Raw genomic sequence first — 17431 nt, 5'->3', positions numbered from 1 at the left:
CCCCATTCGCGAGCAAGCTCGCTCCCACAAGGATCACCGCGAACCCTGTGGGAGCGAGCTTGCTCGCGAAGCTTTATTGGAAAGCGCCTCTGCCTTCGGCGTTACGCACCGACACCTGATCATTCAGCGTCCAGAAGTCATACAGCACCCCCAGAAAGAACAACCCACCCGTCAGCAGATAGATCAGGCCACTGATCCACTTGCCCTGATACATCCGGTGCACACCCAGTGCTCCCAGGAACGTCAGCAGAATCCACGCCACGTTGTACTCGATCGGCCCTGCGGTGAAACGCAGATCCGCCTCACGATCCATTGCCGGGATCAGAAACAAGTCGATCAACCAGCCAATGCCGAGCAAACCGAAGGTAAAAAACCAGATCGTCCCGGTCACCGGCTTGCCGTAATAGAAACGGTGAGCGCCGGTAAAACCGAAAATCCACAGCAGATAGCCGATCACCTTGCTGTGCGTATCCTGGGGTTGCGTAACCTGTTGATAGCGGTTCATGGATGACCTCATTTGCCTCGATAGATAAATTTTTTCTGACTTTGTGTGACTTTTTTGTGTCGAGCCGACAAGTGGCTCTTCACTGTTACATCCTGCGCAAAGCCTTGTGGCACCGGACTTCTGTCCGACAATCGCGTCAATCTCCCGCTTATTTGGTTCCGTTGCCCACCTGTTGAATCGACCAACGGACTCGGAAGGGACAAAAAAGCTGTTATAAAGTTGCGCGCTATCACTTAAGAGCCACGCCTAATGCGACCATTTTTCAAGACATGGCTAACCATCTGCCTATTAATGCCACTGGCCGCCCACGCCACCAATCGTGAGCAACGTCTTCCCAACGTTAACGGTTTCACCCCTAAATCCCATGCTTCGGCACCGTCGAGCAAAAGCAGCAAAAGCAAAACCACCACGCTGAGCAGCAAGAGCCACAGCAAGCTGGTGCCACCGATGGCAAGCAAGGAAAGCAGCAATGTGCTGAGCCGTGCGGTCAACGTCCTCGGTACACCTTATCGTTGGGGCGGCAGCAGCCCAAGTAAAGGCTTCGATTGCAGCGGTCTGGTGAAATACGCGTTCAACGACGCCACATTCGACCTGCCACGCACCTCGAACGCCATGGCCAGCGGCCACGGCGAGAAAGTCGAGCGCAAGGATCTGAAGCCGGGCGACCTGATTTTCTTCAACATCAAAAGCCGTCGGGTCAACCACGTTGCCATCTACCTGGGCAACGACCGCTTCATCCACGCGCCACGACGTGGCAAAGCGGTGAGCATCGATACGTTGAACAAGCCGTACTGGCAGCAGCATTACGTGGTGGCCAAGCGTGTGTTGCCGAAAGAACAGAGCCAGATGCGCGTGGTTCAGCGCTGAGCTGACTGATCCACAAGTTATTTCGCTAGCACTGACGCCTTCGCGAGCAAGCCCGCTCCCACAATGTATTTGTGTACGACACAGATCCAATGTGGGAGCGGGCTTGCTCGCGAAGGGGCCAGTGAAAGCAACACCAGCCTCTCCCTTAGAAATTATCCGGCGTGCGCGCCTTCTCCCGCGCATGCTCGCGGCTGATCAAGCCTTTGGTCACCAGATCCTTCAGGCACATGTCCAGTGTCTGCATGCCCAACGACCCACCGGTCTGAATCGCCGAATACATCTGCGCCACCTTGTCCTCGCGGATCAGGTTACGGATCGCCGACGTGCCCAGCATGATCTCGTGCGCCGCCACCCGCCCACCGCCGATCTTTTTGATCAGCGTCTGCGAGACTACCGCCAGTAACGACTCCGACAGCATCGAACGCACCATCGACTTCTCATCTCCGGGAAACACGTCCACGACCCGGTCGATGGTTTTCGCCGCAGACGTGGTGTGCAAGGTGCCAAACACCAGGTGCCCGGTCTCGGCAGCGGTCAACGCCAGGCGAATGGTTTCCAGATCACGCATCTCACCAACCAGGATCACGTCCGGGTCTTCGCGCAGCGCAGAGCGCAAAGCGGTGGCAAAACTACGGGTATCACGGTGGACTTCACGTTGATTGATCAGGCATTTGCGCGATTCGTGAACGAATTCGATCGGGTCTTCAATGGTCAGAATGTGGTGGTGACGATGGGTGTTGAGGTAGTCGATCATCGCCGCCAGCGTGGTTGACTTGCCCGAACCGGTCGGCCCGGTGACCAGCACCAGCCCACGCGGGGCATCGGTGATCTTGCGAAAGACATCGCCCATGGCCAGATCTTCCATGCTCAGCACTTTCGACGGAATGGTACGAAACACCGCTCCGGCGCCACGGTTCTGGTTGAAGGCGTTAACCCGGAAACGCGCAACACCCGGCACTTCGAAGGAAAAGTCGGTTTCCAGATGTTTCTCGAAGTCGACCCGCTGGGTGTCGTTCATGATGTCGTAGATCAGCTCATGCACCTGCTTGTGGTCGAGTGCCGGCAGATTGATCCGCCGCACATCGCCATCGACACGGATCATCGGCGGCAGACCGGCCGACAGGTGCAGGTCGGAAGCTCCCTGTTTGGCGCTGAAGGCCAGCAGTTCAGTGATATCCATAGCGCTCCTCAATTCCAGTAGAATGCCGCGAACCTACAGACCGCCGGCGCCTCTTGATGTCCACGATAGCAGACAACATTCTTCAGGTTCGTTCGCGCATCCAGACCGCGACCCAAGCCGCACACCGTGCTGAAAACAGCGTTCAGTTACTGGCCGTCAGTAAAACCAAGCCCGCCGAAGCGCTGCGCGAAGCGTATGCCGCCGGCCTGCGTGACTTTGGCGAGAACTACCTGCAGGAAGCCTTGGGCAAACAGCTCGAACTGGCCGACCTGCCCTTGATCTGGCACTTCATCGGCCCCATTCAATCGAACAAGACTCGCGCCATCGCCGAGCATTTCGACTGGGTGCACTCCGTGGATCGCCTGAAAATCGCGCAACGCCTGTCCGAACAGCGCCCGACTGACATGCCGCCGCTGAACATCTGTATTCAGGTCAACGTCAGCGGTGAAGCGAGCAAGTCCGGCTGCACCCCGGCCGACCTGCCGGCGCTGGCCGCAGCCATCAGCGCCCTGCCCCGGTTGAAACTGCGCGGGCTGATGGCTATTCCCGAGCCGACCGAGGATCGCGCCGAGCAGGACGTGGCTTTCGCTGCCGTGCAGAAGTTGCAGGCCAGCCTTGATCTGCCACTCGACACACTTTCAATGGGCATGAGCCACGACCTCGAGTCGGCCATTGCCCAAGGCGCCACCTGGGTGCGTATCGGTACAGCCCTGTTTGGTGCCAGAAATTATTCCCAGTCTTGAACGATTCCAGATAAGGACCACACATGAGCAACACACGTATTGCGTTTATCGGTGCGGGCAACATGGCGGCCAGTCTGATTGGCGGCCTGCGCGCCAAGGGCCTGGAAGCAGCGCAGATCCGCGCCAGCGACCCGGGTGAAGAAACCCGCGCCAAGGTCAGTGCCGAACACGGCATCGAGACCTTCGCTGACAACGCCCAGGCCATCGACGGCGTCGATGTGATTGTGCTGGCAGTCAAGCCACAGGCGATGAAAGCCGTGTGCGAAGCGATTCGCCCGAGCTTGAAGCCGAATCAATTGGTGGTGTCGATTGCCGCCGGCATCACTTGCGCAAGCATGACCGCATGGCTCGGCGAACAGCCGATCGTGCGCTGCATGCCCAACACCCCGGCGCTGCTGCGTCAGGGCGTCAGCGGCCTTTACGCGACCAGCGAAGTGACTGCCGAGCAACGTCAGCAAGCCGAAGAGCTGCTGTCCGCCGTCGGCATTGCCCTGTGGCTGAATGAAGAGCAGCAACTGGACGCCGTCACTGCCGTGTCCGGCTCCGGCCCGGCGTACTTCTTCCTGCTGATCGAGGCCATGACCGCCGCCGGCGTCAACCTCGGCCTGCCGAAAGACATCGCCGAACAACTGACGCTGCAAACCGCGTTGGGCGCCGCGCACATGGCGGTCTCCAGTGATGTCGACGCCGCCGAACTGCGCCGTCGCGTGACCTCGCCAAACGGCACCACAGAAGCTGCAATCAAATCATTCCAGGCCAATGGCTTCGAAGCCCTGGTCGAAACCGCACTCGGCGCCGCCGCGCACCGCTCGGCCGAAATGGCCGAACAACTGGGCAAATAAGGAGCCTTACATGATTGGATTGAATACCGCAGCGGTTTACGTGCTGCAAACCCTCGGCAGTCTGTACCTGCTGATCGTGCTGCTGCGCTTCGTCCTGCAACTGGTACGGGCGAACTTCTACAACCCGCTGTGCCAGTTCGTGGTCAAGGCTACCCAGCCACTGCTCAAGCCGCTGCGCCGGATCATCCCGAGCCTGTTCGGTCTGGACATGTCCTCACTGGTCCTGGCGATTCTGGTGCAACTGGCGCTGATGGCGCTGACCCTGCTGCTGACGTACGGCACCACTGGCAACCCGCTGCAACTGTTTATCTGGTCGCTGATCGGCGTGACCGCACTGTTCCTGAAGATTTTCTTCTTCGCCCTGATCATCAGCGTGATTCTCTCGTGGGTCGCGCCGGGCAGCCACAATCCGGGCGCGGAACTGGTCAACCAGATCTGCGAGCCGGCGCTGGCGCCGTTCCGCAAGATCCTGCCGAATCTCGGCGGTCTGGACCTGTCGCCGATCTTCGCGTTTCTGGCGCTGAAGCTGATCGACATGCTGGTGATCAACAATCTGGCGGCAATGACGATGATGCCGGAAATCCTCCGTCTGCTGATGTGAGCTGGTTTCGTTGGGACGGTGACGACTTGATCCTCGAGTGTCACCTGCAACCGGCGGCCCGCAGCGATGACTTCGCCGGGCTGCATGGGGATCGGCTGAAGATTCGCCTGACCGCGCCGCCGGTAGAGGGTAAGGCCAATGCGTATCTGATGGGCTTTCTGGCCAAGGCGTTCGGGGTTTCCAAGAGCCAGGTCAGTTTGCTCAGCGGCGAGCTGAACCGGCAGAAGCGAGTGAAGATCTGCTCTCCAAAGAAGTTGCCGGATTTGCCGGGGTTGGTTGGGCGCTTGTCTTGAGTTTCGCGGCGTCTGTGCCCCTCACCCCAGCCCTCTCCCACTGGAGAGGGAGCCGATTTGGGTGGTTTTCAAAACCTGAGTTCGACTCGATAGATCAGATCGGCGTAGCTCAAAAGAACACCTCGGTCGGTCCCCTCTACCTCTGGGAGAGGGCTAGGGTGAGGGCCGCTTGCCGCTAACCCCCCCGGTCTTTAGACTTACGCCTCATTTCAACGAGAGCAGGGTCGATGCCAACTGCCTTTCCCCCCGATTCTGTTGGTCTGGTGACGCCGCAAACCGCGCACTTCAGCGAACCGCTGGCGCTGGCCTGTGGTCGTTCGCTGGCCGCCTATGACCTGATCTACGAAACCTACGGCACGCTGAACGCCCAGGCGAGCAACGCCGTGCTGATTTGCCACGCCTTGTCCGGCCATCACCACGCCGCCGGTTATCACAGCGTTGACGACCGCAAACCCGGTTGGTGGGACAGCTGCATCGGCCCGGGCAAACCGATCGACACCAATAAATTTTTCGTGGTCAGCCTGAACAACCTCGGCGGCTGCAACGGCTCCACCGGCCCGAGCAGCGTCAACCCGGAGACCGGCAAACCGTTCGGTGCCGACTTCCCGGTGCTCACCGTGGAAGACTGGGTGCACAGTCAGGCGCGTCTGGCCGACCTGCTCGGCATCGGCCAGTGGGCGGCAGTGATCGGCGGCAGCCTCGGCGGCATGCAAGCGCTGCAATGGACCATCACTTACCCGGATCGCGTGCGTCATTGCCTGGCGATCGCCTCGGCCCCCAAGCTGTCGGCGCAGAACATCGCCTTCAACGAAGTCGCGCGTCAGGCGATCCTCACCGACCCTGAGTTCCACGGCGGTTCGTTCCAGGAAGTGGGTGTGATCCCCAAGCGTGGACTGATGCTGGCCCGCATGGTCGGGCACATCACCTACCTGTCCGACGACTCGATGGGTGAGAAATTCGGCCGTGGCCTGAAGAGCGAGAAGCTCAACTACGACTTCCATAGCGTCGAATTCCAGGTCGAAAGCTACCTGCGCTATCAGGGCGAAGAGTTCTCCGGACGCTTCGACGCCAACACCTATCTGTTGATGACCAAGGCATTGGATTACTTCGATCCGGCGGCGAACTTCGACGATAATCTGGCCAAAACCTTTGAAAACGCCACGGCGAAGTTCTGCGTGATGTCGTTCACCACCGACTGGCGCTTCTCCCCGGCCCGTTCTCGTGAGCTGGTGGATGCACTGATGGCGGCACGCAAAGACGTCAGCTATCTGGAGATCGACGCACCGCAGGGCCACGACGCCTTCCTGATTCCGATCCCGCGCTACTTGCAGGCGTTCGGCAATTACATGAACCGCATCACGTTGTGAGAAAGCCATGAGAGCTGATCTGGAAATCATCCAGGAATGGATCCCCGCCGGCAGCCGCGTCCTCGACCTCGGTTGCGGTGACGGCGAACTGCTGACCTGGCTGCGCGACAACAAGAACGTCACCGGTTATGGCCTGGAAAACGACGCCGACAACATCGCCGAGTGCGTGGCCAAGGGCATCAACGTCATCGAGCAGGATCTGGACAAAGGGCTGGGCAACTTCGCCAGCAACAGTTTCGACATCGTCGTCATGACCCAGGCCCTGCAAGCTGTGCATTACCCGGACAGGATCCTCGACGAAATGCTCCGTGTCGGCCGTCAGTGCATCATCACCTTCCCCAATTTCGGCCACTGGCGCTGCCGCTGGTATCTGGCGAGCAAGGGCCGCATGCCGGTGTCCGAGTTTCTGCCGTACACCTGGTACAACACGCCGAACATCCACTTCTGCACCTTCGAAGACTTTGAAGAACTTTGCCGCGAACGTGATGCGAAGGTCATTGATCGGCTTGCCGTGGATCAACAGCACCGCCACGGGTGGGCCAGTAAGCTATGGCCTAATCTGTTAGGTGAGATCGGTATCTACCGCGTCAGCAGCCCGCAGCTTGCAGACCACAAAGTCGCGGTCTGAATCCCGTCATTTCGAGGAGCACGATCATGGGTCGTTTAGCGTTGTTGTTATTGACTGCCTGCCTGAGCGCCAGCGCTCTGGCGGCCGACGTCATCAAGGGTGAGCGCAAGGAAACCTTTGGCGACGTGACGGTGCACTACAACACCTTCAACTCGACGTTCCTGCAACCGGACATCGCCAAGGCTGCGGAGCTGATTCGCAGCAAAAATCAGGGCGTGATCAATGTCTCGGTAATCAAGGACGGCAAACCGCTGATTGCCAATGTCACCGGCACGGTCAAAGACCTGACCAGCAACAGCGTGCCGCTGAAATTCCGCCAGGTCACCGAACAGGGCGCGATCTACTACATCGCCCAGTACCCGGTGGAACAGCAGGAAACCCGCACCTTTGAAATCAAGGTGCAGAACGGCGACAAGATCAACACCATCAATTTCAACCAAGAACTCTTTCCCGGCGAATGATGAACATCAAGCAGCTCGTACTGGCCAGCCATAACGCCGGCAAACTCAAAGAACTCCAGGCCATGCTCGGCGACTCAGTGCAGCTGCGCTCGATTGGCGAGTGGAGCAAGGTCGAGCCGGAAGAAAACGGCCTGTCGTTCGTCGAGAACGCGATCCTCAAGGCGCGCAACGCCGCACGCATTTCCGGGTTGCCGGCGCTGGCCGACGATTCCGGTCTGGCGGTGGATTTCCTCGGCGGCGCACCGGGCATCTATTCGGCGCGTTATGCCGACGGCAAGGGTGATGCCGCGAACAACGCCAAACTGCTCGATGCGCTGAAAGATGTGCCTGAAGCCGAGCGCGGTGCGCAGTTCGTTTGCGTGCTGGCGCTGGTGCGTCACGCCGATGATCCGTTGCCGATCCTCTGCGAAGGCCTGTGGCACGGGCGCATCCTGTCGGCTGCCAGCGGCGAGCACGGTTTCGGTTATGACCCGCTGTTCTGGGTGCCGGAGCGTGACGTCTCCAGCGCCGAATTGAGTCCGGCCGACAAGAACCAGATCAGCCACCGCGCCCGTGCAATGGATCTGCTGCGCCAGCGTCTGGGCTTGAAATGACCGGTGATTCTTCTGCGTCGTCGCTGATTGTCGGCGGCGCCGCCTCTTCGCCTCGGGCGCCGCTACCGACGCTGCCGCCCCTGGCGCTGTACATCCACATCCCGTGGTGTGTGCGTAAATGCCCGTATTGCGATTTCAACTCGCACACCGCCAGCCCGGTGTTGCCGGAGCAGGAATACGTTGATGCGCTGCTGGCCGATCTCGATCAGGACCTGCATGCGGTTTACGGTCGTGAAATCAGCTCGATCTTCTTTGGTGGCGGCACGCCGAGCCTGTTCAGCGCCGAAGCCCTTGGGCGATTGCTCGAAGGCGTCGAGCAGCGTATTCCGTTTGCCGACGACATCGAAATCACCCTGGAAGCCAACCCCGGCACCTTCGAACAAGAGAAGTTCGTCGCGTACCGCAAGCTGGGGATCAATCGCCTGTCGATCGGGATCCAGAGCTTTCAGCAGGAAAAGCTCAAAGCCCTCGGACGGATTCACAACGGTGACGAAGCGGTGCGCGCGGCAGGCATGGCGCGGCAGGCCGGTTTCGATAACTTCAACCTCGACTTGATGCACGGTTTGCCCGATCAATCGCTGGAAGACGCCCTGAGCGATCTGCGCCAGGCGATCGAACTGAAGCCGACGCACATCTCCTGGTATCAGCTGACGCTGGAGCCGAACACCGTGTTCTGGAACCAACCGCCGGTGCTGCCGGAAGACGACACGCTGTGGGATATTCAGGAAGCCGGGCAGGCGCTGCTGGCCGAGCACGGCTACGCGCAGTACGAAGTCTCGGCGTATGCCCAGGCTGGACGCCCGGCGCGGCATAACCTCAATTACTGGAGTTTTGGCGACTTCATCGGCATCGGCGCGGGTGCGCACGGCAAGCTGAGCCATCCGGACGGGCGCATCGTGCGTACGTGGAAGACACGGCTGCCGAAGGACTATCTCAACCCGGCGAAAAGCTTTCAGGCCGGCGAGAAAGCCCTGACCAATGACGAGATGCCGTTCGAGTTTCTGATGAATGCTTTGCGCCTGACCGCTGGCGTCGAATCGCGCCTGTATCCGCAGCGCACTGGTCTGTCGCTGGAAAGCCTCGCCGAAGGCCGGGCAGCGGCAGAACAAAGCGGTCTGCTGCAGGTCGAACCGTCACGTCTGGCGGCCACCGAGCGCGGACAGCTGTTTCTCAACGACTTGCTGCAACGATTTCTGAACTGAGCCCAACCCTCAACTTCTGTCCCAAGGGAAAACGCATGGATTTGATACTCGACCTGCTCGCCACCGTCTCCCGCTGGAGCCGCAGCAACCTCTCGGAAATCGCCTTGGCGCTGGTCGGCTGCCTGCTGGTGCTGTTTGGTGCCGACTTCAAAGGCTGGGTCGAGCAACGCCTGGGCAGCATCGCCGGCGCCCTGCGCGTGCCGCTGATGGCGCTGCTGTGCGTGATCGGCAGCGGCGCCGCACTGATCTACGCCACGCCGTGGGTGATCAAGGGTTTGAGCCAGTTCAACAACTACAGCCTGGCGCCAGTATTGTTGGTAGTCCTCGTCCTCATCGGCGTAGTCGCCGATCGCCGCTGATCTTTCAGCACAGCCAAAACAACTGTAGGAGTGAGCCTGCTCGCGATAGCGGCCTGACATTCAACCTTTTCGGGGACTGTCAGTGCGCTATCGCGAGCAGGCTCACTCCTACATTTTTACCGCGTGATGCTCAGGACTGCTTTTCGAACTTCAGGTCCCAAACACCATGGCCAAGACGTTCGCCGCGGCGTTCGAACTTGGTAATCGGGCGTTCGGCCGGGCGTGGCACGCACTTGCCGTCTTCGGCAAGGTTGCGATAGCCCGGGGCGACGTTCATCACTTCCAGCATGTATTCGGCGTACGGCTCCCAGTCGGTGGCCATGTGCAGAATGCCGCCAACCTTCAACTTGCTCCGCACCAGCTCAGCAAACGAAGCCTGAACGATACGACGCTTATGGTGACGGCTCTTGTGCCATGGATCCGGGAAAAACAGCATCAGGCGATCGAGGCTGTTGTCGGCGATGCAACGGTTGAGCACTTCGATCGCGTCGCAATCGTAGACGCGCAGGTTGGTCAGGCCCTGAGTCAGCACGCCATTGAGCAGCGCGCCGACACCCGGACGATGCACTTCCACGCCGATGAAATCCTGCTCCGGTGCCGCCGCAGCCATTTCCAGCAGCGAATGGCCCATGCCGAAACCGATCTCCAGCGAGCGCGGTGCCGAGCGGCCGAACACTTGATCGTAATCCACCGGCGCGTCAGCCAGCGGCAGCACGTACAGCGGCGCGCCCTGGTCCAGACCGCGCTGCTGGCCTTCGGTCATGCGCCCGGCGCGCATCACGAAACTCTTGATGCGGCGGTGTTGGCGCTCGTCGCCTTCTTCCGTCTGGACAGGCGTGTCGTTCGATTCAGTCATCAATGGCTCTTACTTGATCAGACCATCCAGCGGCGAAGAGGCGCTGGCATAGAGTTTTTTCGGCATACGGCCAGCGAGGTAGGCCAGACGGCCTGCAACGATGGCGTGTTTCATGGCTTCAGCCATCATCACTGGCTGCTGGGCGTGGGCGATGGCCGAGTTCATCAGCACCGCATCACAACCCAGTTCCATGGCGATGGTTGCATCGGACGCAGTGCCGACACCGGCATCGACCAACACAGGAATTTTCGCTTCTTCAAGGATGATCTGCAGGTTGTACGGGTTGCAGATCCCCAGACCGGAACCGATCAGACCGGCGAGCGGCATCACCGCGATGCAGCCGATTTCCGCCAGTTGCCGGGCGATGATCGGGTCATCGCTGGTGTAGACCATCACGTCGAAGCCTTCCTTGACCAGCGTTTCCGCGGCCTTGAGGGTTTCGATCACGTTGGGGAACAGGGTTTTCTGGTCGGCCAGCACTTCCAGCTTCACCAGATTGTGGCCGTCGAGCAATTCACGGGCCAGACGGCAGGTGCGCACGGCTTCGATGGCGTCGTAGCAACCGGCGGTGTTCGGCAGGAAGGTGTAGCGCTCCGGTGACAGCACGTCTAACAGGTTCGGCTCGCCTTCGATCTGACCCAGATTAGTACGGCGCACAGCGAAAGTGACGATCTCGGCACCCGAGACTTCGATGGCCTGCCGGGTTTCTTCCATGTCACGGTACTTGCCGGTACCGACCAGCAAACGCGACTGGTAAGTACGACCGGCCAGCACAAAAGGCTTGTCGCTACGAACGATGCTCATGGGGAATCCTCTTTAAGGGTGAGGGTCTTGCAGAATTCTGTGCCCTTGCGGGCCGGGGGATCAGCCGCCGCCGATGGCGTGCACCACTTCGACGTTGTCGCCGTCGTTCAGTGTGGTGCTGGCATGCTGGCTGCGCGGGACGATATCCAGATTGAGTTCGACTGCTACCCGGCGTCCGGTCAGCTCCAGACGGGTAATCAGCGCCGCAACGGTTTCACCGTCGGGCAGTTCAAGGGATTCGCCGTTCAATTGAATGCGCATGCGTAACGCCGCCATCATTTTTAGGGGCTGGCATTCTAGCCCGATCATGACCTAAAGGTCAGCACCAAGCGTCAAGCGGTTGGTTGCAGGCGCCAGGCGGCGAGCCCCAGACAAACCCATCCGGCCAGAAATGCCAGGCCACCGAACGGGGTGATGATGCCGAGCTTGCTGATGCCAGTCATGGTCAGCACATACAGGCTGCCGGAGAACAACAGAATGCCGACGGTGAAGGAAATGCCGGCCCACGTCACCAGTCGCCCCTGAATCTGCGTGGCCAGCAGCGCTACACCGAACAGCGCCAGGGTGTGCACCAGTTGATAGGTGACGCCGGTGTGGAAAATCGTCAGGTACTCGGGCGTCAGGCGATTTTTCAGGCCGTGGGCGGCGAATGCGCCCAAAGCGACCCCGGTGAAACCGAAAAAAGCGGCCAGCATCAAAAAGCCACGCAGCATTGGGAACTCCAGTCAGACTCGATCGGCAGGGTCTGTATAATGGCCCGCTCCACCGGTTCGGCCAAGCCATCTCTATGCTGCGTACTATTTTCCGTCGTCTCACGAAGGCCCTGCTCTGGTTCGCCGGCGGCAGCATCTTGCTGGTGCTGGTGTTTCGCTTCGTGCCGCCACCGGGCACGGCGTTGATGGTCGAGCGCAAGGTCGAATCCTGGGTCGATGGTGAGCCGATTGATCTGCAACGCACGTGGAAGCCGTGGGACGAGATCTCCGATGACCTCAAAGTTGCGGTCATGGCCGGTGAAGATCAGAAGTTTCCCGAGCATTGGGGTTTTGATTTCAGTGCGATCCAGGCAGCGTTGGCGCACAACGAGCTAGGCGGATCGATTCGCGGCGCCAGTACCTTGAGCCAGCAGGTATCGAAAAACCTGTTTCTATGGGCCGGTCGCAGCTATCTGCGTAAAGGTCTGGAGGCGTGGTTTACCGCGCTGATCGAGGTGTTCTGGCCCAAGCAGCGGATTCTTGAGGTGTATCTCAACAGCGTCGAGTGGGATGACGGGGTATTTGGCGCTGAAGCGGCGGCCCGCCATCACTTTGGTGTGAGCGCGAAGTCGTTGTCACGGCAGCAGGCGAGTTATCTGGCGGCCGTTCTGCCCAATCCGCGGGTGTGGAGCGCGAGTCATCCGACTGGGTATGTGTCGCGAAGGGCTGGCTGGATTCGCCAGCAGATGAGTCAGTTGGGTGGGGATAGTTATCTGTTGGGGCTCAACGATTCGCGTCGGGCACCGTGGTCGCGATAACACCGAGCATTTAAATGTAGGAGTGAGCCTGCTCGCGATAGCGGTACATCAGTGACGGCAATGCTGACTGTCACACCGCTATCGCGAGCAGGCTCACTCCTACAATGGTTTTGTGTTGAAGCAGAAATGAAAAACGCCCCGATCATCGCTGATCGGGGCGTTTTTTATTGCCGAAGCGCCGGTTATGCGGCGATCGACAACTTGAGCTTGTTCATCGCACTCTTCTCGAGCTGACGGATACGCTCGGCCGACACGTTGTACTTCTGCGCCAGGTCATGCAGCGTGGCTTTCTCTTCGGCCAGCCAGCGCTGGTAGAGAATGTCGCGGCTACGTTCGTCCAGCACTTCCAGCGCTTCGTGCAGGTTGCTGTTGGAGTTGTCGCTCCAGTCGGCATCTTCCAGTTGACGCGCCGGGTCGTACCGGTGGTCTTCCAGATAGTTGGCCGGCGACTGGAAAGCGCTGTCGTCATCGGCTTCAGCAGCCGGGTCGAAAGCCATGTCATGGCCGGTCAGGCGACTTTCCATCTCGCGCACTTCCCGCGGCTCGACGCCGAGGCTTTCCGCCACACGGTGGACTTCCTCGTTGTTCAGCCACGCCAGACGTTTCTTCTGGCTGCGCAGGTTGAAGAACAGCTTGCGCTGGGCCTTGGTGGTCGCGACTTTCACAATGCGCCAGTTGCGCAGGATGAACTCGTGAATTTCCGCCTTGATCCAGTGCACGGCGAACGACACCAGACGCACACCCATTTCCGGGTTGAAGCGTTTAACGGCCTTCATCAGGCCGACGTTACCTTCCTGGATCAGGTCAGCCTGAGCCAGACCGTAGCCGGAATAGCTACGGGCAATGTGTACGACAAAACGCAGGTGGGCGAGCACCATCTGCCGAGCCGCCCCCAAATCCTGCTCATAGTAGAGACTCTCGGCCAGTTCACGCTCCTGCTCCGGCGTCAGCAATGGAATGCTGTTGACGGTGTGCACGTAGGCTTCCAGGTTCGCACCCGGAACCAACGCATACGCAGGTTGCAAAGAATTGGTCATACGAAAAAACCTCCCACTTACATACTCGTGCCTCTCGGCACTGCGAAAAATTGACCGGGAATTCAAGTGCAAGTTCCCAAAAAAACCGCAAGGTCAATCACGCGCAAAAAAGATTCTACTTCGGCGCCAGCTCCCTGAGATGGCGTGCGACTGCAATCCATGCACCGATATAACCCAACAGCACCGCGCCAAGCAAGAGCGACAGACCATCGGCAACTGGCACTCCGGCCAGCGCGAAATCACTGCCGTACAAGCCGGCCAGCCCAACCACCGCATCGTTCAGCCAGTCCAGGCCGAACGCCAATACACCCCAGGACAACAGCCCCGCACCGAAGCCATACAGCGCGCCCATATAAAGGAAGGGACGACGCACATAACTGTCAGTGCCGCCGACGAGTTTAATCACTTCTATCTCGGTGCGGCGGTTTTCAATATGAAGACGAATGGTATTGCCTATCACCAAAAGTAATGCAGAAACCAGCAGCACCGTCAGACCGAAGACAAAACGATCGCCCAGCTTGAGGATGGCGGCCAGACGCTCGACCCAGACTAGATCAAGTTGTGCCTGTTGTACCTTCGGCAGCTCGGAAAGTTTTTGTCTTAATGCTTCCAGCGTCGGCTTGTCGACTTCGTTTGGTGTGACCAGCACCACGCCCGGCAACGGGTTCTCCGGCAGTTCGCGCAGGGCTTCGCCCAGTCCGGATTGCTGCTGGAACTCCTCCAGCGCCTGATCGCGGCCGACATATTCCGCATCCGCTACGCCAGGCATGCCTTTGATCTGCTCGCGCAACGACTCGCCCTGCTCCGGGCTGGCGTCGAGTTGCAGATACAACGAGATCTGCGCCGCACGCTGCCACGAACCGCCAAGACGCTCGACGTTATTGAGCAACAGCGAAAGCCCCATCGGCAGGCTCAGCGCGACCGCCATCACCATGCAGGTAAAGAAGCTGCCGATCGGCTGCTTGCCGAGACGACGCAGACTGTCGAGCAGGCTGGCGCGATGGCTTTCGATCCAGGCACGGAACAGCGTGGCGAAGTCCGGGCCGTCGTCTTCGTCGTGCTTTTTCTTCTTCGGCGGCTGCGGATCGGCGGCTTTTGGCGCCACGCGCTCGGAAACCTTGGGACTGCGTGTCGCACTCATACCCCGGCCTCCCCGTCGCCGATCAATCGACCGCGTTGCAGCGTCAGCATGCGGTGCCGCATGCGCGCGATCAGCGCCAGGTCGTGACTGGCGATCAGCACGCTGGTGCCCAGACGGTTGATATCTTCGAACACGCCCATGATTTCGGCCGCCAGACGCGGGTCGAGGTTACCGGTCGGTTCGTCCGCCAGCAGCAGGGCCGGGCGGTGAACGATGGCGCGAGCAATGCCGACGCGCTGTTGCTGACCGGTGGACAGGTCGCCCGGGTACAGATCGGTTTTATCCGACAGCGCCACACGCTCCAGCGCCGAGTCGACGCGCTTGGCGATTTCGGCCTTGGACAGGCCGAGGATCTGCAGCGGCAAGGCGACGTTGTTGAACACCGTGCGATCGAACAGCAACTGGTGATTCTGGAACACCACGCCAATCTGTCGGCGCAGGAACGGGATCTGCGCGTTGCTGATGGTGCTCAGGTCTTGCCCGGCGAGCAGCAGTTTGCCGCTGGTCGGCCGCTCCATCGCCAGCAACAGGCGCAACAAGGTGGATTTACCGGCACCGGAGTGGCCGGTGACAAACAAGAACTCGCCACGACGGACTCGAAAGCTCAGCTCATGCAAGCCGACGTGACCGTTCGGGTAGCGCTTACCGACCTGTTCGAAACGAATCATGAACGCTCCCGCTCGGCAAACAGTGCCTGGACAAAGGGTTCGGCTTCAAAGGTACGCAAATCGTCGATGCCTTCACCGACGCCGATGTAGCGGATCGGCAAGCCAAATTGCTTGGCCAGGGCGAAGATCACCCCGCCCTTGGCGGTACCGTCGAGCTTGGTCAGCGCCAGACCAGTCAATTCGACGGTCTGGTTGAATTGCTTGGCCTGGTTGATGGCGTTCTGGCCGGTACCGGCGTCGAGCACCAGCAGCACTTCGTGCGGCGCGTCGGCATCGAGTTTGCCGATCACGCGACGAACCTTCTTCAGTTCTTCCATCAGGTTGTCTTTGGTGTGCAGACGGCCGGCGGTGTCGGCGATCAGCACGTCGATGCCACGGGCCTTGGCGGCCTGCACGGCGTCGAAGATCACCGAAGCCGAGTCAGCGCCGGTATGCTGGGCGATCACCGGAATCTTGTTGCGCTCGCCCCAGACCTGCAACTGCTCCACGGCGGCGGCGCGGAAGGTGTCGCCGGCGGCGAGCATGACTTTCTTGCCTTCCAATTGCAGCTTCTTCGCCAGTTTGCCGATGGTGGTGGTCTTGCCGGCGCCGTTGACACCGACCACCAGAATCACGAACGGCTTGTGCTGCGACGCGATTTTCAGCGGTTGTTCGACCGGTTTGAGCATTGCGGCCAGTTCGGCCTGTAGGGATTTGTACAGCGCGTCGGCGTCGGCCAGCTCTTTGCGGGCGACCTTCTGGGTCAGGCGCTGAATGATCTGCGTGGTGGCTTCAACACCCACGTCGGCGGTGAGCAGACGGGTTTCGAGGTCGTCGAGCAGATCGTCGTCGATGGTTTTGCGGCCGAGGAACAGACTGGCCATGCCCTCGCCGATGCTGGCGCTGGTCTTGGACAAGCCTTGTTTGAGGCGAGCGAAGAAACCGGCTTTGGTTTCTTCGGTGCGCGGCGCTTCGACCGGCGCTTCAGGCACCACTTCAACCGGCACGGCTGGAGCAGCGGTAACAGGCGCAGGCTCGGGTTGTTGAACAACCGGGGCAACAGGTTCAGCAACAACCGGCGCAGGCTCGACAACCGGCTCAACCACAGGTGCCGGAGCCGCCTCGGGCACCAACGCAGCAGGCGCAGGAATTTCCGGGGTAATGTGCGGCGCAGCTTCTTCAACCAGTGCCACCGGCTCTTCCGCCACGGGCAAGGTCAGCCATGGCGCAGCCGCCGGAGTCAGCGGCAGTTCAGCCGCCACTGGCGCTTCAGGCTCGGGTTCTGGCTCGACCGGTTGCAGCACCGGCTCGGCAAGCGGCAGCACAATCGGTGCCGGCTCTTCTTCTATTGCCGGAGCCGGCGCCGGGGCGGGTTCAGGAATCGCGGGCGGCTGTTCGACAACGGTTTCCTGCGGTTTCTTACGCAGCCATCCGAACAGGCTTTTCTTCTCGCCAGCCGCAGCTGGGGTCTTCTTGTCGTCGTTGGAACCAAACATGGAGGACGGCTATCTCACGGTAGCGACGCGCCATAAGGGCGCCCCGGCAAATAAATATTCGATGCAGAACAGACTGTGTTTCATCCAGCTTGTTCACGCGCAACATTTTGTCGAGGCGCCAACGGCACCTCAAAGATTCGTATTAACGAAGGACAAAACCGGCAAAATCGGCGAAAAAGCGAAGTCTAGTCGACAAACCGCAGCTTTCTGGCGCAAACCCATACAGCCGGATCAGGCCTGAAAACCTGATAGGCGTGGTCGCCGGTAAAACGGATCAGTATCCTAGCACCCTCTCGCCC

Annotated in this window: 23 protein-coding genes; 13 read left to right on the top strand and 10 right to left on the bottom strand. The window is 60.0% G+C overall.

Annotation, left to right across the window (positions count from 1 at the left end; genetic code table 11):
- Nucleotides 1-73 precede the first annotated feature (73 nt).
- Nucleotides 74-505: an NINE protein gene (locus ACM6IV_RS15140; RefSeq protein WP_414870597.1), complete on the bottom strand. Its 432-nt coding sequence runs from the start codon at nucleotides 503-505 to the stop codon at nucleotides 74-76.
- Between the two features lie 249 nt (nucleotides 506-754).
- Between ACM6IV_RS15140 and ACM6IV_RS15135 the strand changes: the two genes are divergently transcribed.
- Nucleotides 755-1372, top strand: a complete 618-nt coding sequence (locus ACM6IV_RS15135) for a C40 family peptidase (RefSeq protein ID WP_016985978.1) — start codon at nucleotides 755-757, stop codon at nucleotides 1370-1372.
- A gap of 145 nt (nucleotides 1373-1517) precedes the next feature.
- Here ACM6IV_RS15135 and ACM6IV_RS15130 read toward each other — a convergent pair whose 3' ends face one another.
- Nucleotides 1518-2552 (bottom strand): type IV pilus twitching motility protein PilT, encoded by a 1035-nt coding sequence (locus tag ACM6IV_RS15130; protein ID WP_007953348.1) that lies wholly within the window; start codon nucleotides 2550-2552, stop codon nucleotides 1518-1520.
- A gap of 56 nt (nucleotides 2553-2608) precedes the next feature.
- On the opposite strand from ACM6IV_RS15130, the gene ACM6IV_RS15125 reads away from it, so the two are divergent.
- From ACM6IV_RS15125 to ACM6IV_RS15080, 10 genes are all read left to right on the top strand, one after another.
- On the top strand, nucleotides 2609-3295 hold the full coding sequence (locus ACM6IV_RS15125; protein WP_414870596.1) for a YggS family pyridoxal phosphate-dependent enzyme: 687 nt from the start codon (nucleotides 2609-2611) through the stop codon (nucleotides 3293-3295).
- Between the two features lie 23 nt (nucleotides 3296-3318).
- A complete protein-coding gene (gene proC / locus ACM6IV_RS15120) occupies nucleotides 3319-4137 on the top strand; it encodes a pyrroline-5-carboxylate reductase (protein ID WP_414870595.1) in 819 nt (272 codons plus the stop codon).
- A 10-nt stretch (nucleotides 4138-4147) separates the two neighbouring features.
- Entirely contained in the window at nucleotides 4148-4738 is a 591-nt protein-coding gene (locus tag ACM6IV_RS15115) for a YggT family protein (RefSeq protein ID WP_414870594.1), read from the top strand.
- Nucleotides 4735-5031: a DUF167 domain-containing protein gene (locus ACM6IV_RS15110; protein ID WP_007913642.1), complete on the top strand. Its 297-nt coding sequence runs from the start codon at nucleotides 4735-4737 to the stop codon at nucleotides 5029-5031. The genes ACM6IV_RS15115 and ACM6IV_RS15110 overlap by 4 nt, the downstream gene beginning before the upstream one ends.
- A 227-nt stretch (nucleotides 5032-5258) precedes the next feature.
- Nucleotides 5259-6398, top strand: coding sequence for a homoserine O-succinyltransferase MetX (gene metX / locus ACM6IV_RS15105; RefSeq protein ID WP_414870593.1), 1140 nt, complete (start codon nucleotides 5259-5261; stop codon nucleotides 6396-6398).
- A 7-nt stretch (nucleotides 6399-6405) separates the two neighbouring features.
- Nucleotides 6406-7026 (top strand): methionine biosynthesis protein MetW, encoded by a 621-nt coding sequence (gene metW / locus ACM6IV_RS15100; RefSeq protein WP_064116270.1) that lies wholly within the window; start codon nucleotides 6406-6408, stop codon nucleotides 7024-7026.
- A gap of 26 nt (nucleotides 7027-7052) precedes the next feature.
- The gene (locus ACM6IV_RS15095; RefSeq protein WP_414870592.1) at nucleotides 7053-7487 is read left to right on the top strand and encodes a DUF4426 domain-containing protein; all 435 of its coding nucleotides are present in this window, start codon (nucleotides 7053-7055) and stop codon (nucleotides 7485-7487) included.
- Nucleotides 7484-8080 carry an RdgB/HAM1 family non-canonical purine NTP pyrophosphatase gene (rdgB, locus tag ACM6IV_RS15090; protein WP_414870591.1) on the top strand — a complete coding sequence of 199 codons (597 nt, stop codon included), beginning with the start codon at nucleotides 7484-7486 and terminating at the stop codon, nucleotides 8078-8080. The genes ACM6IV_RS15095 and rdgB overlap by 4 nt, the downstream gene beginning before the upstream one ends.
- On the top strand, nucleotides 8077-9282 hold the full coding sequence (hemW, locus tag ACM6IV_RS15085; RefSeq protein ID WP_414870590.1) for a radical SAM family heme chaperone HemW: 1206 nt from the start codon (nucleotides 8077-8079) through the stop codon (nucleotides 9280-9282). Before rdgB ends, hemW begins: the two co-directional genes overlap by 4 nt.
- Before the next feature lie 35 nt (nucleotides 9283-9317).
- Nucleotides 9318-9641, top strand: a complete 324-nt coding sequence (locus ACM6IV_RS15080; protein ID WP_007913629.1) for a DUF3392 domain-containing protein — start codon at nucleotides 9318-9320, stop codon at nucleotides 9639-9641.
- A gap of 130 nt (nucleotides 9642-9771) precedes the next feature.
- On the opposite strand, the gene trmB is transcribed toward ACM6IV_RS15080, so the two are convergent.
- The 4 genes from trmB to ACM6IV_RS15060 form a co-directional block, all read right to left on the bottom strand.
- On the bottom strand, nucleotides 9772-10497 hold the full coding sequence (gene trmB, locus ACM6IV_RS15075; protein WP_194936104.1) for a tRNA (guanosine(46)-N7)-methyltransferase TrmB: 726 nt from the start codon (nucleotides 10495-10497) through the stop codon (nucleotides 9772-9774).
- Nucleotides 10498-10506: 9 nt separating this feature from the next.
- Nucleotides 10507-11301 (bottom strand): thiazole synthase, encoded by a 795-nt coding sequence (locus ACM6IV_RS15070; protein ID WP_414870589.1) that lies wholly within the window; start codon nucleotides 11299-11301, stop codon nucleotides 10507-10509.
- 60 nt (nucleotides 11302-11361) lie between these two features.
- Complete coding sequence (thiS, locus tag ACM6IV_RS15065) at nucleotides 11362-11562, bottom strand: sulfur carrier protein ThiS (RefSeq protein WP_123454333.1); 201 nt, start codon at nucleotides 11560-11562, stop codon at nucleotides 11362-11364.
- 71 nt (nucleotides 11563-11633) lie between these two features.
- The gene (locus tag ACM6IV_RS15060; protein WP_414870588.1) at nucleotides 11634-12014 is read right to left on the bottom strand and encodes a DUF423 domain-containing protein; all 381 of its coding nucleotides are present in this window, start codon (nucleotides 12012-12014) and stop codon (nucleotides 11634-11636) included.
- Between the two features lie 74 nt (nucleotides 12015-12088).
- Between ACM6IV_RS15060 and mtgA the strand changes: the two genes are divergently transcribed.
- Nucleotides 12089-12811 (top strand): monofunctional biosynthetic peptidoglycan transglycosylase, encoded by a 723-nt coding sequence (gene mtgA / locus ACM6IV_RS15055; RefSeq protein WP_414870587.1) that lies wholly within the window; start codon nucleotides 12089-12091, stop codon nucleotides 12809-12811.
- A 182-nt stretch (nucleotides 12812-12993) separates the two neighbouring features.
- On the opposite strand, the gene rpoH is transcribed toward mtgA, so the two are convergent.
- The 4 genes from rpoH to ftsY form a co-directional block, all read right to left on the bottom strand.
- On the bottom strand, nucleotides 12994-13848 hold the full coding sequence (gene rpoH, locus ACM6IV_RS15050; RefSeq protein ID WP_007913617.1) for an RNA polymerase sigma factor RpoH: 855 nt from the start codon (nucleotides 13846-13848) through the stop codon (nucleotides 12994-12996).
- A 115-nt stretch (nucleotides 13849-13963) separates the two neighbouring features.
- Nucleotides 13964-14989, bottom strand: a complete 1026-nt coding sequence (gene ftsX / locus ACM6IV_RS15045; RefSeq protein ID WP_414870586.1) for a permease-like cell division protein FtsX — start codon at nucleotides 14987-14989, stop codon at nucleotides 13964-13966.
- On the bottom strand, nucleotides 14986-15657 hold the full coding sequence (gene ftsE / locus ACM6IV_RS15040; RefSeq protein WP_003229148.1) for a cell division ATP-binding protein FtsE: 672 nt from the start codon (nucleotides 15655-15657) through the stop codon (nucleotides 14986-14988). The genes ftsX and ftsE overlap by 4 nt, the downstream gene beginning before the upstream one ends.
- Nucleotides 15654-17132 carry a signal recognition particle-docking protein FtsY gene (ftsY, locus tag ACM6IV_RS15035; protein WP_414870585.1) on the bottom strand — a complete coding sequence of 493 codons (1479 nt, stop codon included), beginning with the start codon at nucleotides 17130-17132 and terminating at the stop codon, nucleotides 15654-15656. The genes ftsE and ftsY overlap by 4 nt, the downstream gene beginning before the upstream one ends.
- On the opposite strand from ftsY, the gene ACM6IV_RS15030 reads away from it, so the two are divergent.
- Nucleotides 17131-17373: a hypothetical protein gene (locus tag ACM6IV_RS15030; RefSeq protein ID WP_414870584.1), complete on the top strand. Its 243-nt coding sequence runs from the start codon at nucleotides 17131-17133 to the stop codon at nucleotides 17371-17373. The genes ftsY and ACM6IV_RS15030 overlap by 2 nt on opposite strands.
- Nucleotides 17374-17431: the final 58 nt, after the last annotated feature.

The organism is Pseudomonas sp. IT-347P (assembly GCF_949768005.1).
In the GTDB taxonomy this organism is placed as follows: Bacteria; Pseudomonadota; Gammaproteobacteria; order Pseudomonadales; family Pseudomonadaceae; genus Aquipseudomonas.
This window is presented reverse-complemented; position numbering and strand designations above follow the sequence as displayed.